Below are 16,000 nucleotides of genomic sequence, written 5' to 3' on the forward strand. Positions count from 1 at the left end.
GGAGGAGGTAAGGAATGAATCGGGTCTTCCGTAATACCATTTTTTATTTACTTATTTTATTAGTAGTAATCGGGGTTGTGAGCTACTTCCAGACCTCAAATCCGAAAACAGAAAATATGTCGTACAGTACGTTCATCAAAAACCTGGATGACGGGAAAGTTGATAGCGTATCGGTTCAGCCTGTCAGAGGTGTTTATGAGGTAAAAGGGCAGCTGAAAAACTACGACAAAGATCAATACTTTTTGACTCATGTTCCTGAAGGAAAGGGAGCAGACCAGATATTTAACGCTTTGAAAAAGACAGACGTAAAGGTTGAGCCCGCGCAAGAAACAAGCGGATGGGTGACGTTCCTGACGACCATCATCCCATTTGTCATTATCTTTATTCTGTTTTTCTTCCTGCTCAATCAGGCTCAAGGCGGCGGCAGCCGTGTCATGAACTTTGGCAAGAGTAAAGCGAAGCTGTATACAGAGGAAAAGAAACGCGTCAAATTTAAAGACGTTGCAGGGGCTGACGAAGAAAAGCAAGAACTTGTTGAAGTTGTTGAGTTTCTGAAGGATCCCCGCAAGTTTGCCGAGCTTGGCGCCAGAATACCGAAAGGCGTGCTTTTAGTCGGACCTCCGGGTACCGGTAAAACATTGCTTGCTAAGGCTTGTGCAGGTGAAGCCGGCGTACCTTTCTTCAGCATCAGCGGATCTGATTTCGTTGAAATGTTTGTAGGGGTCGGTGCTTCCCGTGTGCGTGACTTGTTTGAAAATGCGAAAAAGAATGCGCCTTGTTTGATCTTCATTGATGAAATTGACGCAGTCGGACGCCAGCGTGGCGCTGGTCTCGGCGGTGGACACGATGAACGTGAACAGACGCTAAACCAATTGCTTGTTGAAATGGACGGATTCAGCGCTAATGAAGGAATTATCATCATTGCTGCGACGAACCGTGCGGACATCTTGGACCCAGCCTTACTTCGTCCGGGACGTTTTGACCGTCAAATCACAGTGGACCGCCCAGATGTCATTGGCCGTGAAGCTGTATTGAAAGTCCATGCGAGAAACAAACCGCTGGATGAAACGGTTAACCTAAAATCAATTGCCATGAGAACACCAGGCTTCTCAGGCGCTGACTTAGAAAACCTCTTGAATGAAGCTGCGCTTGTAGCGGCTCGTCAAAACAAGAAAAAAATCGATGCGCGTGATATTGACGAAGCGACGGACCGTGTAATTGCCGGACCCGCTAAGAAGAGCCGCGTTATCTCCAAGAAAGAACGCAATATCGTGGCTTATCACGAAGGCGGACACACCGTTATCGGTCTTGTTTTAGATGAGGCAGATATGGTTCATAAAGTAACGATTGTTCCTCGGGGCCAGGCTGGCGGTTATGCTGTTATGCTGCCAAGAGAAGACCGTTATTTCCAAACAAAGCCGGAGCTGCTTGATAAAATTGTCGGCCTCTTGGGCGGACGTGTTGCTGAAGAGATTATCTTCGGTGAAGTCAGCACAGGGGCGCACAATGACTTCCAGCGTGCGACGAATATTGCAAGACGAATGGTTACGGAATTCGGTATGTCAGAAAAACTGGGACCGTTGCAATTTGGACAGTCTCAGGGTGGCCAGGTATTCTTAGGCCGTGATTTCAACAACGAACAGAATTACAGTGATCAAATCGCTTACGAAATTGATCAGGAAATTCAGCGCATCATCAAAGAATGTTATGAGCGTGCGAAACAAATCCTGACTGAAAATCGTGACAAGCTTGAATTGATTGCCCAAACGCTTCTGAAAGTTGAAACGCTTGACGCTGAACAGATCAAACACCTTATCGATCATGGAACATTACCTGAGCGTAATTTCTCAGATGATGAAAAGAACGATGATGTGAAAGTAAACATTCTGACAAAAACAGAAGAAAAGAAAGACGATACGAAAGAGTAATTCGCTTTCTTTCTAAAAAAACTGCCGGCTGACGCTGGCAGTTTTTTTATGTAAATGATGGGCTCAGGTGCGGCTTTTACAATCATCCAATTCTGGTATCGATTTGTTTACAAATGAGCCGCTGATCGTGTATGGTATTGTAGAATGTTTGTAAAAAGTAAAGTAGAGAAACTATTCAAAAGTGGTGATAGAGGTTGTTACTGGTTATCGATGTGGGGAACACCAATACTGTACTTGGTGTATATCATGATGGAAAATTAGAATATCACTGGCGTATAGAAACAAGCAGACATAAAACAGAAGATGAGTTTGGGATGATTTTGCGCTCCTTATTTGATCACTCAGGGCTTATGTTTGAACAGATAGATGGCATTATTATTTCGTCAGTAGTGCCGCCAATCATGTTTGCGTTAGAAAGAATGTGCACAAAATACTTTCATATCGAGCCGCAAATTGTTGGTCCAGGTATGAAAACCGGTTTAAATATAAAATATGACAATCCGAAAGAAGTGGGGGCAGACAGAATCGTAAATGCTGTCGCTGCGATACACTTATACGGCAATCCATTAATTGTTGTCGATTTCGGAACCGCCACAACGTACTGCTATATTGATGAAAACAAACAATACATGGGCGGGGCGATTGCCCCTGGGATTACGATTTCGACAGAGGCGCTTTACTCGCGTGCAGCAAAGCTTCCGCGTATCGAAATCACCCGGCCCGACAATATTATCGGAAAAAACACTGTTAGCGCGATGCAATCTGGGATTTTATTTGGCTATGTCGGCCAAGTGGAAGGAATCGTTAAGCGAATGAAATGGCAGGCAAAACAGGAACCAAAGGTCATTGCGACGGGAGGCCTGGCGCCGCTCATTGCGAACGAATCAGATTGTATAGACATCGTTGATCCATTCTTAACCCTAAAAGGGCTGGAATTGATTTATGAAAGAAACCGCGTAGGAAGTGTATAGGAGGTTTTGTAATGGATTATTTAGTAAAAGCACTTGCGTATGACGGAAAAGTTCGGGCTTATGCAGCGAGAACGACTGATATGGTAAATGAAGGACAGAGACGCCATGGTACGTGGCCGACAGCATCCGCTGCATTAGGGCGCACAATGACAGCTTCACTTATGCTCGGCGCTATGCTGAAGGGCGAAGATAAGCTGACTGTGAAAGTCGAGGGCGGAGGTCCGATCGGAGCTATTGTAGCTGATGCCAATGCCAAAGGAGAAGTCAGAGCCTATGTCTCTAACCCGCAAGTTCATTTTGATTTAAATGAACAAGGCAAGCTTGATGTCAGACGTGCGGTTGGAACAAACGGAACGTTAAGTGTCGTAAAAGATTTAGGTTTGCGCGAGTTCTTCACAGGACAAGTAGAAATCGTTTCAGGAGAATTAGGAGATGATTTCACTTACTATCTTGTATCATCTGAGCAGGTTCCTTCATCAGTGGGCGTAGGTGTGCTCGTAAATCCTGACAATACCATTCTTGCGGCAGGGGGCTTTATTATTCAGCTGATGCCGGGAACAGATGATGAAACAATCACAAAAATTGAACAGCGTCTATCTCAAGTAGAGCCGATTTCTAAGCTCATCCAAAAGGGGCTGACACCAGAAGAAATTTTAGAAGAAGTCCTAGGCGAGAAACCTGAGATTTTGGAAACGATGCCTGTCAGATTCCATTGCCCTTGTTCAAAAGAACGGTTCGAAACAGCCATTTTAGGACTAGGCAAAAAAGAAATTCAAGATATGATAGAAGAAGATGGACAAGCCGAAGCAGTATGCCATTTTTGTAATGAAAAGTACTTATTTACAAAAGAAGAGCTGGAAGGGCTTCGTGACCAAACTACCCGCTAAGCTCTTTAGCGGGTTTTTAAATTGAGAAAAGGGGCTGAAAGCAGGTTTGAAATCAAGAACAATCTGGACCATTATTTTAGGGGCGCTGTTGGTTTGCTGTATTGCTGTTGCATATACGCTGACGAAATCCCAAGCCGGCGCATCGTCATCCGGTGAGTCTATTGCGACTATCGGAGGCAAGAGTGTGACAAGAGAAGAATGGCTGAAAGAAATGGAAGACCAGTATGGTAAGTCAACGCTTGAAGATATGATCAATGTCCGAGTTGTTGAGCAGCTGGCTAAAAAGAACAACCTTAAAATATCCAAAAGCGAAGTTGATCGTGAGTTTTTGCTGATTAAAGCGGTCAATAATTCCTTTTACGAAGATGAACATACGACGGAGAAAGAGTGGAAAGACCAAATTCGTTATAATATCCTCCTTGAGGAATTGTTAACAAGGGATATTGATATCTCAAACAAAGAACTGGAATCATTCTATAATAAAAATAAGGAACTATATCAGTTTGATGATTCGTATCGAATTCGGCACATTGTTGTAAAAGATGAAGAAGAAGCGAGAGAAGTCCTGAAAGAACTGAAAGGCGGATCAAGCTTTGAAGCTGTCGCTGCCGAAAGGTCCACTGACAGATATACATCACCATACGGCGGAGATTTAGGTTTTGTCACAGAGGCATCAGACAACATTCCATCAGCATACATTGAAGAGGCGAAAACACTCAAAGAGGATGAATGGTCTCAGGAACCAATAAAGGTCAGCAATGGATATGCCATTATCCAGCTGAAAGAAAAACTAAAGGCAAGAACGTTCTCATTTGATGAAGTAAAAGACCAGATCAGACGGCAAATCGCAATGGATCAGCTAGGCGATAAAGCGACAGTTAAGACACTTTGGAAAGAAGCCGATGTATCTTGGTTTTATGGGGAAAAAAGTACTAAGTGATTGACAAAAAATTTTGAAATTGATAGATTATATACATAATACCAATACAAATAGTCGGAAATTGAGGTGTCGAGAATGGTACGTGTAGCAAACTCCATTACTGAATTAATTGGGAATACGCCAATCGTTAAATTAAATCGCCTTGCAGATGAAAACAGTGCGGATGTATATCTAAAACTTGAATACATGAACCCTGGAAGCAGTGTAAAAGACCGTATCGGTTTAGCCATGATTGAAGCGGCTGAAAAAGAAGGAAAATTAAAAGCCGGTGATACAATCATTGAACCGACAAGCGGAAATACTGGAATCGGGCTTGCAATGGTTGCTGCTGCTAAAGGATTAAAAGCCATTTTGGTTATGCCTGATACAATGAGCATGGAGCGCCGCAACCTTCTTCGCGCATACGGTGCTGAGCTTGTGCTGACTCCTGGTGCGGAAGGCATGAAAGGTGCCATTAAGAAAGCTGAAGAGCTTGCTGAAAAGCACGGATACTTTGTGCCGCAGCAGTTTAACAACCCTTCTAACCCAGAAATTCACCGCCAAACAACAGGTAAAGAAATCGTTGAGCAATTCGGTGATGACCAGCTTGATGCATTTGTAGCCGGAATCGGAACGGGCGGAACGATTACGGGAGCGGGTGAAGTGCTGAAGGAAGCATACCCTTCCATCAAGATTTACGCTGTTGAACCGTCAGATTCCCCAGTGCTTTCAGGAGGAAAACCAGGCCCCCACAAAATTCAGGGAATCGGAGCTGGATTCGTGCCGGACATCTTAAACACTGAAGTATATGATGAAATCTTCCCTGTGAAGAATGAAGAAGCATTCGAATATGCCCGCAGAGCTGCACGTGAAGAAGGAATTCTCGGAGGCATCTCATCAGGTGCGGCAATTTATGCTGCTCTTCAAGTAGCAAAAAAACTCGGAAAAGGCAAAAAAGTATTGGCCATCATTCCAAGTAACGGCGAACGTTATCTAAGCACGCCGCTGTATCAATTCGATTAAAAAAAGCCAAAACTCCCGGTCCGCCGGGAGTTTTTTTATATTTCGTGCATCAAATATGCCATGTCTGCGACGAATGTTATTCTTGGAAGAGAAATTCACTTTTTTCACTAACAACATTGCTTTACAATTAAAAACAAGTAAAAAAGAAAATAGAGGAATGATACAAATGGCACAACGCAGACCGGCAGGCATAAAAGTACCTTTTCAAAAAGACTCATTCTTACAACAATTTGAGAAACTTGCGCAATCCCGGAAACATCATGTACTTCTCGAAAGTGCAAGAGGCGGCAGATATAGTATAGCCGGTCTTGATCCAATTGCGACTGTGAAAGGAAAAGACGGAATAACTACAATTAAGCATGGTGATGAGATGCTGTTTAAAGAAGGTGATCCGTTACGGGCCTTCCACAGCTGGTTTAAAACGCTGGAAACAGAAACAAATCATGAGTTCCCTGACTTTCAAGGCGGGGCAATCGGGTTTCTCAGCTATGATTACGCACGGTACATTGAAAATTTTAAGATGCTCTCGTTAGATGATCTAGAAACACCAGATATTTATTTTCTTGTTTTTGATGATATAGCAGTTTATGACCATCAAGAAGAGTCTCTATGGCTGATTACTCATGTTAATGGTTCTGATCAGGAAACAGCGGATGTGAAGCTATCTGAGTTAGAGCAGATGTGGCTGACTGAGCTTCCCGCTGTCTCTTCGCGAGAGATGAACCCTGAAACAGATGGTTCTTTCGCGGCGCCATTTACCGAGGATGGGTTCTCACAAGCTGTAGAGAAAATCAAACAATACATTGCCAGCGGAGATGTGTTTCAAGTCAATCTATCAATAAGGCAGTCACAGTCACTGTCTGCCCACCCATATCAAATTTACAAAACCTTGAGAGAAGTAAATCCTTCTCCTTATATGGCGTATTTAGAAACACCTGATTTCCAAATCATTTGCGGATCGCCTGAACTGCTTGTCAGCAAAAAGGGCAAGCTATTAGAGACGAGACCGATTGCGGGCACCCGTTCCAGAGGGAAAACAAATGAAGAAGACGAGGCGCTAGCAAACGAATTGATACACAATGAAAAAGAACGCGCGGAACATGTCATGCTGGTTGATCTTGAGCGAAATGACCTGGGAAGAGTATCACGTTATGGGTCTGTGCGCGTAAATGAATTCATGGCAATTGAAAAATACTCGCATGTGATGCACATTGTGTCTAATGTCCAAGGTGAACTGCAGGATGGGTATGATGCTGTAGATATTATTCATGCTGTGTTTCCCGGAGGAACCATTACTGGTGCACCGAAAGTAAGAACGATGGAAATTATAGAAGAACTTGAGCCGACACGCCGAGGGCTTTATACTGGATCTATAGGATGGTTTGGATATAATCACGATCTGCAGTTTAATATCGTCATTCGAACCATTTATGCAACCGGAGGGCAGGCATTTATGCAGTCCGGCGCAGGAGTTGTGATTGATTCTGTTCCGAAGCACGAATACAAGGAATCATTCAAAAAAGCTTTTGCGATGCAAAGAGCATTAGAGCTGAGCAAAGAAGAGACAAAAATTAGATGAGGTGAGCGGAGAAATGATTTTAATGATTGATAACTACGATTCATTCACGTACAACTTGGTACAGTATTTGGGCGAGCTTGGGGAAGAGCTGGTTGTGAAACGCAATGACAGCATCACAATCGAAAAAATTGAAGAACTGTCTCCGGACTTTCTGATGATATCTCCCGGACCGTGCAGCCCTGATGAGGCGGGAATCAGCCTCGAAGCAATTAAACATTTCGCAGGGAAAATTCCTATTTTCGGTGTATGTCTCGGACATCAGTCCATCGCACAAGTGTTCGGCGGTGATGTTGTTAGGGCAGAACGGCTTATGCACGGGAAAACCTCGGATATCGAGCATGACGGCAAAACCATTTTTGAAGGGTTGAAAAACCCCCTTGTTGCGACGCGATACCACTCGCTGATCGTAAAACCTGAGACGCTGCCAAACTGTTTTACAGTAACAGCACAAACGAAAGAAGGAGAAATCATGGCTATTCGCCACAATGACCTCCCGATAGAGGGCGTGCAATTTCACCCAGAGTCTATTATGACCTCCTTTGGGAAAGAAATGCTCAGAAATTTTATTGAGACATATCGCAAGGAAGTTATTGCGTGATGATATATGTGAACGGCCGGTATATGGAGGAGAAAGATGCAGTTCTTTCTCCTTTTGACCATGGGTTTTTATATGGGATCGGTGTTTTCGAAACCTTCAGGCTCTACGAAGGCTGCCCGTTTCTGCTTGATTGGCATATAGAACGGCTTGAACGCGCACTTAAGGATCTGCAAATCGAATATACTGTTTCAAAGCATGAGATCCTTGAGATGCTGGACAAGCTGCTTAAGCTAAATGATATCAAGGATGGCAATGCCCGCGTCAGACTGAACATATCAGCGGGGATCAGCGATAAAGGTTTTGTCGCCCAGACGTACGATAAGCCGACCGTTTTATGCTTTGTGAATCAGCTGAAACCAGAAAGGCTTCCTTTGCAAAAAGAAGGGAAGGTTTTATCGATACGGAGAAACACTCCAGAGGGATCGTTCCGGTTAAAATCACATCATTATTTAAATAATATGTATGCGAAACGTGAAATTGGAAATGATCCGCGTGTCGAGGGAATTTTCTTAACGGAGGATGGAGTTGTTGCAGAGGGTATCATATCTAATGTCTTCTGGAGAAAAGGTCGCTGTATCTATACGCCATCGCTTGATACCGGTATTCTGGACGGCGTCACGAGACGTTTTATCATAGAAAATGCAAAGAATATCGGCCTGGAGCTCAAAACGGGCCGATATGAGTTAGAAGCTCTCTTGACAGCTGACGAAGCGTGGATGACGAACTCAGTTCTTGAAATCATCCCGTTTACTAAAATAGAAGAAGTAAACTATGGAAGCCAAAGCGGAGAAGCAACCTCCGCTCTTCAATTGTTATACAAAAAAGAAATAAAGAACATGATTCATGAAAAGGGAGGAAGAGCATGGCGCAGCACACAATAGATCAAACACAAGTAATCCACACTAAGCCCAGCGCTTTATCATATAAAGAGAAGACGCTGGTGATGGGAATTTTAAACGTAACGCCTGACTCTTTCTCGGACGGCGGAAAATATGACAGCTTGGACAAGGCGCTGCTGCACGCGGAAGAGATGATCAATGATGGTGCCCATATCATTGATATCGGAGGGGAATCGACAAGGCCTGGCGCTGAGTGCGTATCTGAGGATGAGGAGATGTCCAGAGTCATTCCGGTGATTGAGCGGATTACGAAAGAGCTTGGTGTTCCTATTTCTGTAGATACGTACAAGGCTTCTGTCGCAGATGAAGCTGTGAAAGCCGGCGCATCCATTATCAATGATATTTGGGGAGCCAAACATGATCCGAAGATGGCTTCCGTTGCAGCTGAACACAATGTTCCAATTGTTCTCATGCATAACCGCCCAGAAAGAAACTACAATGACTTATTGCCGGATATGCTGTCGGACTTAATGGAGAGTGTAAAAATTGCTGTTGAGGCCGGAGTAGACGAGAAGAACATTATTCTTGATCCCGGTATCGGTTTCGCGAAAACCTATCACGATAACTTGGCAGTGATGAACAAACTAGAGATTTTCAGCGGGTTGGGATATCCGGTTCTTCTGGCAACCTCCCGAAAAAGATTCATCGGACGTGTTCTGGATCTTCCGCCTGAGGAGCGGGCTGAGGGCACAGGCGCGACTGTGTGTCTCGGCATTCAAAAAGGCTGTGACATTGTCAGGGTCCATGATGTAAAGCAAATTGCCAGAATGGCGAAAATGATGGACGCGATGCTGAATAAGGGAGGGGTGCACCATGGATAAAGTTTATGTAGAAGGTATGGAGTTTTACGGATATCACGGTGTGTTCAAAGAAGAAAACAAACTTGGCCAGCGGTTTAAAGTCGATTTAACCGCTGAGCTGGATTTAAGCAAAGCTGGACAAACAGACGACCTTGAGCAAACGATCAACTATGCTGAACTCTATCACGTATGTAAAGATATCGTGGAAGGGGAGCCTGTAAAATTGGTAGAAACGCTGGCGGAACGTATTGCTGGCACTGTTCTCGAAAAATTTCAGCCTGTTCAGCAATGTACGGTGAAAGTGATTAAGCCAGACCCGCCAATTCCCGGACACTATAAATCAGTAGCAATTGAAATTACGAGAAAAAAGTCATGAACAACATAGCTTATATTGCACTTGGATCTAATATTGGAGATAGAGAAACGTATTTAAGGCAAGCAGTGGCTTTACTGCATCAGCATGTTGCGGTGACAGTCACTAAAGTGTCGTCTATTTACGAAACTGACCCGGTCGGATACGAAGATCAAGCTCAATTTTTGAATATGGCTGTTGAAATCAAGACATCACTGAACCCTTTTGAACTACTTGAACTGACGCAGCAGATAGAAAATGAATTAGGCAGAACAAGGGAAGTAAGATGGGGGCCGCGGACGGCAGACCTTGACATTTTGTTATTTAATCGTGAAAATATTGAAACAGAGCAACTAATTGTTCCGCATCCGAGAATGTATGAGCGTTTGTTTGTCCTTGCGCCGCTTGCGGAAATTTGCCAGCAGGTTGAAAAAGAGGCTACAAGCGCCGAAACAGACCAAGAAGGTGTAAGAGTATGGAAGCAGAAATCTGGGGTAGACGAATTCGTGCATTCAGAAAGCTGAAAGGTTATACTCAAGAAGGATTTGCAAAAGCATTAGGTATATCAGTTTCTATTCTCGGCGAAATTGAACGCGGAAACCGATTGCCGTCAGCTGCCATCATTCAAGATGCAGCAGATGTTTTAAATATAAGTGCGGACGAATTGGCGCCGCCAGAAAAATAGAACAAATGAAAGGAGGAGAAAAATTGTTCAAAATCGGAGATATTCAATTGAAAAACCGGGTTGTGCTCGCACCTATGGCTGGTGTCTGCAACTCTGCGTTCAGATTGACTGTAAAGGAATTCGGAGCCGGATTGGTATGCGCTGAAATGGTCAGTGACAAAGCGATCCTTTACAACAATGCAAGAACAATGGGTATGCTTTATATTGATGAACGTGAGAAACCACTGAGCCTTCAAATTTTCGGAGGGAAAAAGGAAACCCTTGTGGAAGCGGCGAAGTTTGTAGACCAAAACACAACTGCTGATATCATTGACATTAACATGGGATGTCCCGTGCCGAAGATTACAAAATGCGATGCGGGAGCCAAATGGCTTCTCGACCCTGATAAGATTTACGAAATGGTTTCTGCAGTAGTGGATGCTGTTAATAAACCAGTTACAGTGAAAATGAGAATGGGCTGGGATGAAGACCACATTTTCGCAGTGAAAAATGCACAGGCTGTAGAACGTGCGGGCGGTAAAGCAGTGGCGCTTCACGGCCGTACGAGAGTGCAGATGTACGAAGGAACGGCAAACTGGGATATCATCAAAGAAGTAAAACAATCAGTATCGATTCCGGTTATCGGAAACGGCGATGTTAAGACACCGCAGGATGCTAAGCGTATGCTCGATGAGACAGGAGTAGACGGGGTCATGATCGGACGCGCTGCATTGGGCAACCCGTGGATGATTTACCGTACGGTTCAGTATCTTGAAACAGGTGAATTAAAAGAAGAGCCGCAAGTACGCGAAAAAATGGCCGTATGCAAACTGCATCTTGACCGCCTGATTGACTTAAAAGGTGAAAACGTAGCGGTAAGAGAAATGAGAAAGCATGCTGCATGGTATCTGAAAGGCGTGAAAGGCAATGCGAACGTTCGTAATGAAATCAATCATTGCGAGACGAGAGAAGAGTTTGTACAGCTTTTAGATGCATTTACGGTTGAAGTTGAGGCAAAAGAGCTTCAAAATGCAAAAGTAGGATAATACTCACCTCTATTTGCTGCTCACTGCTAGTTTTACGCTGGCAGTTTTTCTGCTTTTTTCATGAAACAATATCTGTAATGGAGTGATAACAATGAGTCAAGAAGAGCATAACCATGAAGAATTGAACGATCAGCTGCAAGTCAGACGCGATAAAATGAATCAGCTGAGAGATAACGGCATCGATCCATTCGGCGCACGTTTTGAAAGAACTCATCAGTCTCAAGAAGTTATTTCGGCATATCAAGATCTAACCAAAGAAGAGTTAGAAGAAAAAGCGATTGAAGTTACAATCGCAGGCCGCATGATGACAAAACGCGGCAAAGGAAAAGCCGGCTTTGCCCATCTTCAGGATTTAGAAGGCCAAATCCAAATCTACGTAAGAAAAGACAGTGTCGGTGACGACCAATATGAAATCTTCAAGTCTTCTGACCTCGGTGATCTTATCGGCGTAACCGGAAAAGTCTTCAAAACAAATGTAGGCGAATTGTCTGTTAAAGCAACTTCCTTTGAATTGCTGACAAAAGCTCTTCGTCCGCTTCCTGACAAATACCATGGTTTAAAAGACGTTGAGCAGCGCTACCGTCAGCGCTACCTGGATCTTATCGTAAACCCAGACAGCAAACATACGTTCATTACACGAAGCAAGATCATTCAAACTATGAGAAGATACCTTGATGATCATGGATACTTAGAAGTAGAAACACCTACAATGCACAGCATTCCTGGGGGAGCTTCTGCACGTCCGTTTATCACTCACCACAACGCGTTAGATATTCCACTCTATATGCGTATTGCTATCGAACTGCACCTAAAACGTCTAATTGTCGGCGGTTTAGAAAAAGTATATGAAATCGGCCGTGTTTTCCGTAACGAAGGTGTCTCTACACGCCATAACCCTGAATTTACAATGATTGAGTTATATGAAGCATATGCGGACTATAAAGATATCATGAGCTTAACTGAAAACCTTGTCGCTCATATCGCCCAAGAAGTGCTTGGCACAACTACGATTCAATACGGGGAAGAGCAAATCGACCTTAAACCGGAGTGGAAAAGAATCCATATGGTTGACGCAGTCAAAGAAGCGACCGGCGTTGATTTCTGGGAAGAGGTTACTGTTGAGCAGGCGCGTGAATATGCAAAAGAACATGGTGTAGAAATTAAAGATTCTATGACAGTAGGGCATATCATCAACGAATTCTTCGAACAAAAAATTGAAGAAACGCTTATTCAGCCAACGTTTATTTACGGGCATCCTGTAGAAATTTCTCCTCTTGCTAAGAAAAACCCTGAGGACCCGCGTTTTACAGACCGTTTTGAGCTGTTTATCGTTGGCCGTGAACATGCCAACGCGTTTACAGAGCTGAATGATCCTATTGATCAAAGAGAACGCTTTGAAGCGCAATTAAAAGAGCGTGAAGCCGGTAATGATGAAGCTCATTTAATGGATGAAGACTTTGTTGAAGCTCTGGAATACGGTATGCCGCCAACAGGAGGTTTAGGCATCGGTATCGACCGTCTGGTTATGCTGCTGACGAATGCCCCTTCTATTCGCGATGTGCTGTTATTTCCGCAAATGAGACAACGCTAATAAAGAAGAGCGGTATCCTCCATAGAGAAAGGATGCCGCTCTTTTTAAATTCCTTAGTATTTCTTCAAAAAAACTATTGCACTATTATTTACTAGGTGGTATATTATTATTCGTTGCCGCTAAACAAGGCGATAACGAAAAAATAACTTAAAAAAAGTTATTGACTTCACTGAGTCAACGAGTTATAATAATAAAGTCGCTTGAATGAAGTGGACAAAATGATCTTTGAAAACTAAACAAGACAAAACGTACCTGTTAATTCAGTTTTTTAAAAATCGCACAGCGATGTGCGTAGTCAGTCAAACTACTTTATCGGAGAGTTTGATCCTGGCTCAGGACGAACGCTGGCGGCGTGCCTAATACATGCAAGTCGAGCGGACAGATGGGAGCTTGCTCCCTGATGTTAGCGGCGGACGGGTGAGTAACACGTGGGTAACCTGCCTGTAAGACTGGGATAACTCCGGGAAACCGGGGCTAATACCGGATGGTTGTTTGAACCGCATGGTTCAAACATAAAAGGTGGCTTCGGCTACCACTTACAGATGGACCCGCGGCGCATTAGCTAGTTGGTGAGGTAATGGCTCACCAAGGCAACGATGCGTAGCCGACCTGAGAGGGTGATCGGCCACACTGGGACTGAGACACGGCCCAGACTCCTACGGGAGGCAGCAGTAGGGAATCTTCCGCAATGGACGAAAGTCTGACGGAGCAACGCCGCGTGAGTGATGAAGGTTTTCGGATCGTAAAGCTCTGTTGTTAGGGAAGAACAAGTACCGTTCGAATAGGGCGGTACCTTGACGGTACCTAACCAGAAAGCCACGGCTAACTACGTGCCAGCAGCCGCGGTAATACGTAGGTGGCAAGCGTTGTCCGGAATTATTGGGCGTAAAGGGCTCGCAGGCGGTTTCTTAAGTCTGATGTGAAAGCCCCCGGCTCAACCGGGGAGGGTCATTGGAAACTGGGGAACTTGAGTGCAGAAGAGGAGAGTGGAATTCCACGTGTAGCGGTGAAATGCGTAGAGATGTGGAGGAACACCAGTGGCGAAGGCGACTCTCTGGTCTGTAACTGACGCTGAGGAGCGAAAGCGTGGGGAGCGAACAGGATTAGATACCCTGGTAGTCCACGCCGTAAACGATGAGTGCTAAGTGTTAGGGGGTTTCCGCCCCTTAGTGCTGCAGCTAACGCATTAAGCACTCCGCCTGGGGAGTACGGTCGCAAGACTGAAACTCAAAGGAATTGACGGGGGCCCGCACAAGCGGTGGAGCATGTGGTTTAATTCGAAGCAACGCGAAGAACCTTACCAGGTCTTGACATCCTCTGACAATCCTAGAGATAGGACGTCCCCTTCGGGGGCAGAGTGACAGGTGGTGCATGGTTGTCGTCAGCTCGTGTCGTGAGATGTTGGGTTAAGTCCCGCAACGAGCGCAACCCTTGATCTTAGTTGCCAGCATTCAGTTGGGCACTCTAAGGTGACTGCCGGTGACAAACCGGAGGAAGGTGGGGATGACGTCAAATCATCATGCCCCTTATGACCTGGGCTACACACGTGCTACAATGGACAGAACAAAGGGCAGCGAAACCGCGAGGTTAAGCCAATCCCACAAATCTGTTCTCAGTTCGGATCGCAGTCTGCAACTCGACTGCGTGAAGCTGGAATCGCTAGTAATCGCGGATCAGCATGCCGCGGTGAATACGTTCCCGGGCCTTGTACACACCGCCCGTCACACCACGAGAGTTTGTAACACCCGAAGTCGGTGAGGTAACCTTTTAGGAGCCAGCCGCCGAAGGTGGGACAGATGATTGGGGTGAAGTCGTAACAAGGTAGCCGTATCGGAAGGTGCGGCTGGATCACCTCCTTTCTAAGGATATTATACGGAATATAAGACCTTGGGTCTTATAAACAGAACGTTCCCTGTCTTGTTTAGTTTTGAAGGATCATTCCTTCGAAACGTGTTCTTTGAAAACTAGATAACAGTAGACATCACATTCAATTAGTAATACAAGATATCACATAGTGATTCTTTTTAACGGTTAAGTTAGAAAGGGCGCACGGTGGATGCCTTGGCACTAGGAGCCGATGAAGGACGGGACGAACACCGATATGCTTCGGGGAGCTGTAAGCAAGCTTTGATCCGGAGATTTCCGAATGGGGAAACCCACCACTCGTAATGGAGTGGTATCCATATCTGAATTCATAGGATATGAGAAGGCAGACCCGGGGAACTGAAACATCTAAGTACCCGGAGGAAGAGAAAGCAAATGCGATTCCCTGAGTAGCGGCGAGCGAAACGGGATCAGCCCAAACCAAGAGGCTTGCCTCTTGGGGTTGTAGGACACTCTGTACGGAGTTACAAAGGAACGAGGTAGATGAAGAGGTCTGGAAAGGCCCGCCATAGGAGGTAACAGCCCTGTAGTCAAAACTTCGTTCTCTCCTGAGTGGATCCTGAGTACGGCGGAACACGTGAAATTCCGTCGGAATCCGGGAGGACCATCTCCCAAGGCTAAATACTCCCTAGTGACCGATAGTGAACCAGTACCGTGAGGGAAAGGTGAAAAGCACCCCGGAAGGGGAGTGAAAGAGATCCTGAAACCGTGTGCCTACAAGTAGTCAGAGCCCGTTAACGGGTGATGGCGTGCCTTTTGTAGAATGAACCGGCGAGTTACGATCCCGTGCAAGGTTAAGCAGAAGATGCGGAGCCGCAGCGAAAGCGAGTCTGAATAGGGCGCATGAGTACGTGGTCGT

14 protein-coding genes and 2 rRNA genes (1 of these 16 cut by a window edge) are annotated in these 16,000 nt (G+C 45.0%); all 16 read left to right on the forward strand.

The annotated features are described in order from the left end of the window. The first annotated feature begins 14 nt into the window (after positions 1 to 14). Positions 15 to 1,928: an ATP-dependent zinc metalloprotease FtsH gene (ftsH, locus tag NYE53_RS00415; protein WP_003243881.1), complete on the forward strand. Its 1,914-nt coding sequence runs from the start codon at positions 15 to 17 to the stop codon at positions 1,926 to 1,928. Positions 1,929 to 2,122: 194 nt separating this feature from the next. Further along, entirely contained in the window at positions 2,123 to 2,899 is a 777-nt protein-coding gene (locus tag NYE53_RS00420) for a type III pantothenate kinase (RefSeq protein WP_010886388.1), read from the forward strand. Between the two features lie 11 nt (positions 2,900 to 2,910). After that, positions 2,911 to 3,786 carry a redox-regulated molecular chaperone HslO gene (hslO, locus tag NYE53_RS00425; RefSeq protein ID WP_251188459.1) on the forward strand — a complete coding sequence of 292 codons (876 nt, stop codon included), beginning with the start codon at positions 2,911 to 2,913 and terminating at the stop codon, positions 3,784 to 3,786. A gap of 46 nt (positions 3,787 to 3,832) precedes the next feature. Beyond that, positions 3,833 to 4,726 carry a peptidyl-prolyl cis-trans isomerase gene (locus NYE53_RS00430; protein ID WP_024571698.1) on the forward strand — a complete coding sequence of 298 codons (894 nt, stop codon included), beginning with the start codon at positions 3,833 to 3,835 and terminating at the stop codon, positions 4,724 to 4,726. 75 nt (positions 4,727 to 4,801) lie between these two features. Then, on the forward strand, positions 4,802 to 5,728 hold the full coding sequence (cysK, locus tag NYE53_RS00435) for a cysteine synthase A (protein WP_003218399.1): 927 nt from the start codon (positions 4,802 to 4,804) through the stop codon (positions 5,726 to 5,728). 166 nt (positions 5,729 to 5,894) lie between these two features. Beyond that, on the forward strand, positions 5,895 to 7,307 hold the full coding sequence (locus NYE53_RS00440) for an anthranilate synthase component I family protein (RefSeq protein ID WP_327829735.1): 1,413 nt from the start codon (positions 5,895 to 5,897) through the stop codon (positions 7,305 to 7,307). 13 nt (positions 7,308 to 7,320) lie between these two features. Next, complete coding sequence (gene pabA, locus NYE53_RS00445) at positions 7,321 to 7,905, forward strand: aminodeoxychorismate/anthranilate synthase component II (protein ID WP_254491475.1); 585 nt, start codon at positions 7,321 to 7,323, stop codon at positions 7,903 to 7,905. Then, a complete protein-coding gene (pabC, locus tag NYE53_RS00450; RefSeq protein WP_327829746.1) occupies positions 7,905 to 8,786 on the forward strand; it encodes an aminodeoxychorismate lyase in 882 nt (293 codons plus the stop codon). The genes pabA and pabC overlap by 1 nt, the downstream gene beginning before the upstream one ends. Then, positions 8,768 to 9,625, forward strand: coding sequence for a dihydropteroate synthase (gene folP, locus NYE53_RS00455; protein WP_015715113.1), 858 nt, complete (start codon positions 8,768 to 8,770; stop codon positions 9,623 to 9,625). The genes pabC and folP overlap by 19 nt, the downstream gene beginning before the upstream one ends. After that, positions 9,618 to 9,980 (forward strand): dihydroneopterin aldolase, encoded by a 363-nt coding sequence (gene folB / locus NYE53_RS00460; protein ID WP_014478613.1) that lies wholly within the window; start codon positions 9,618 to 9,620, stop codon positions 9,978 to 9,980. Before folP ends, folB begins: the two co-directional genes overlap by 8 nt. Further along, complete coding sequence (gene folK / locus NYE53_RS00465; protein ID WP_327829733.1) at positions 9,977 to 10,480, forward strand: 2-amino-4-hydroxy-6-hydroxymethyldihydropteridine diphosphokinase; 504 nt, start codon at positions 9,977 to 9,979, stop codon at positions 10,478 to 10,480. Before folB ends, folK begins: the two co-directional genes overlap by 4 nt. Further along, positions 10,432 to 10,641: a helix-turn-helix transcriptional regulator gene (locus tag NYE53_RS00470; RefSeq protein WP_003226678.1), complete on the forward strand. Its 210-nt coding sequence runs from the start codon at positions 10,432 to 10,434 to the stop codon at positions 10,639 to 10,641. The genes folK and NYE53_RS00470 overlap by 49 nt, the downstream gene beginning before the upstream one ends. Before the next feature lie 23 nt (positions 10,642 to 10,664). Then, complete coding sequence (gene dusB, locus NYE53_RS00475) at positions 10,665 to 11,666, forward strand: tRNA dihydrouridine synthase DusB (protein ID WP_014475588.1); 1,002 nt, start codon at positions 10,665 to 10,667, stop codon at positions 11,664 to 11,666. A gap of 91 nt (positions 11,667 to 11,757) precedes the next feature. Further along, positions 11,758 to 13,257, forward strand: a complete 1,500-nt coding sequence (lysS, locus tag NYE53_RS00480) for a lysine--tRNA ligase (protein WP_103330279.1) — start codon at positions 11,758 to 11,760, stop codon at positions 13,255 to 13,257. A gap of 309 nt (positions 13,258 to 13,566) precedes the next feature. After that, positions 13,567 to 15,116 (forward strand): 16S ribosomal RNA (locus NYE53_RS00485). 170 nt (positions 15,117 to 15,286) lie between these two features. After that, positions 15,287 to 16,000: ribosomal RNA gene (locus tag NYE53_RS00490) — 23S ribosomal RNA — on the forward strand (it continues 2,214 nt past the right edge of the window). The 16S and 23S rRNA genes sit together here, the layout of an rRNA operon.

Source organism: Bacillus sp. FSL R5-0523 (assembly GCF_037975295.1).
Taxonomy (GTDB): Bacteria; Bacillota; Bacilli; order Bacillales; family Bacillaceae; genus Bacillus; species Bacillus subtilis.

Excerpts from the sequence above, each read along its gene's own strand:
- ftsH (WP_003243881.1), top strand. The coding sequence starts at position 15 with ATGAATCGGGTCTTCCGTAATACCATTTTTTATTTACTTATTTTATTA.
- hslO (WP_251188459.1), top strand. The coding sequence starts at position 2,911 with ATGGATTATTTAGTAAAAGCACTTGCGTATGACGGAAAAGTTCGGGCT.
- cysK (WP_003218399.1), top strand. The coding sequence starts at position 4,802 with ATGGTACGTGTAGCAAACTCCATTACTGAATTAATTGGGAATACGCCA.
- NYE53_RS00440 (WP_327829735.1), top strand. The coding sequence starts at position 5,895 with ATGGCACAACGCAGACCGGCAGGCATAAAAGTACCTTTTCAAAAAGAC.
- pabA (WP_254491475.1), top strand. The coding sequence starts at position 7,321 with ATGATTTTAATGATTGATAACTACGATTCATTCACGTACAACTTGGTA.
- pabC (WP_327829746.1), top strand. The coding sequence starts at position 7,905 with ATGATATATGTGAACGGCCGGTATATGGAGGAGAAAGATGCAGTTCTT.
- folP (WP_015715113.1), top strand. The coding sequence starts at position 8,768 with ATGGCGCAGCACACAATAGATCAAACACAAGTAATCCACACTAAGCCC.
- folB (WP_014478613.1), top strand. The coding sequence starts at position 9,618 with ATGGATAAAGTTTATGTAGAAGGTATGGAGTTTTACGGATATCACGGT.
- folK (WP_327829733.1), top strand. The coding sequence starts at position 9,977 with ATGAACAACATAGCTTATATTGCACTTGGATCTAATATTGGAGATAGA.
- NYE53_RS00470 (WP_003226678.1), top strand. The coding sequence starts at position 10,432 with ATGGAAGCAGAAATCTGGGGTAGACGAATTCGTGCATTCAGAAAGCTG.
- lysS (WP_103330279.1), top strand. The coding sequence starts at position 11,758 with ATGAGTCAAGAAGAGCATAACCATGAAGAATTGAACGATCAGCTGCAA.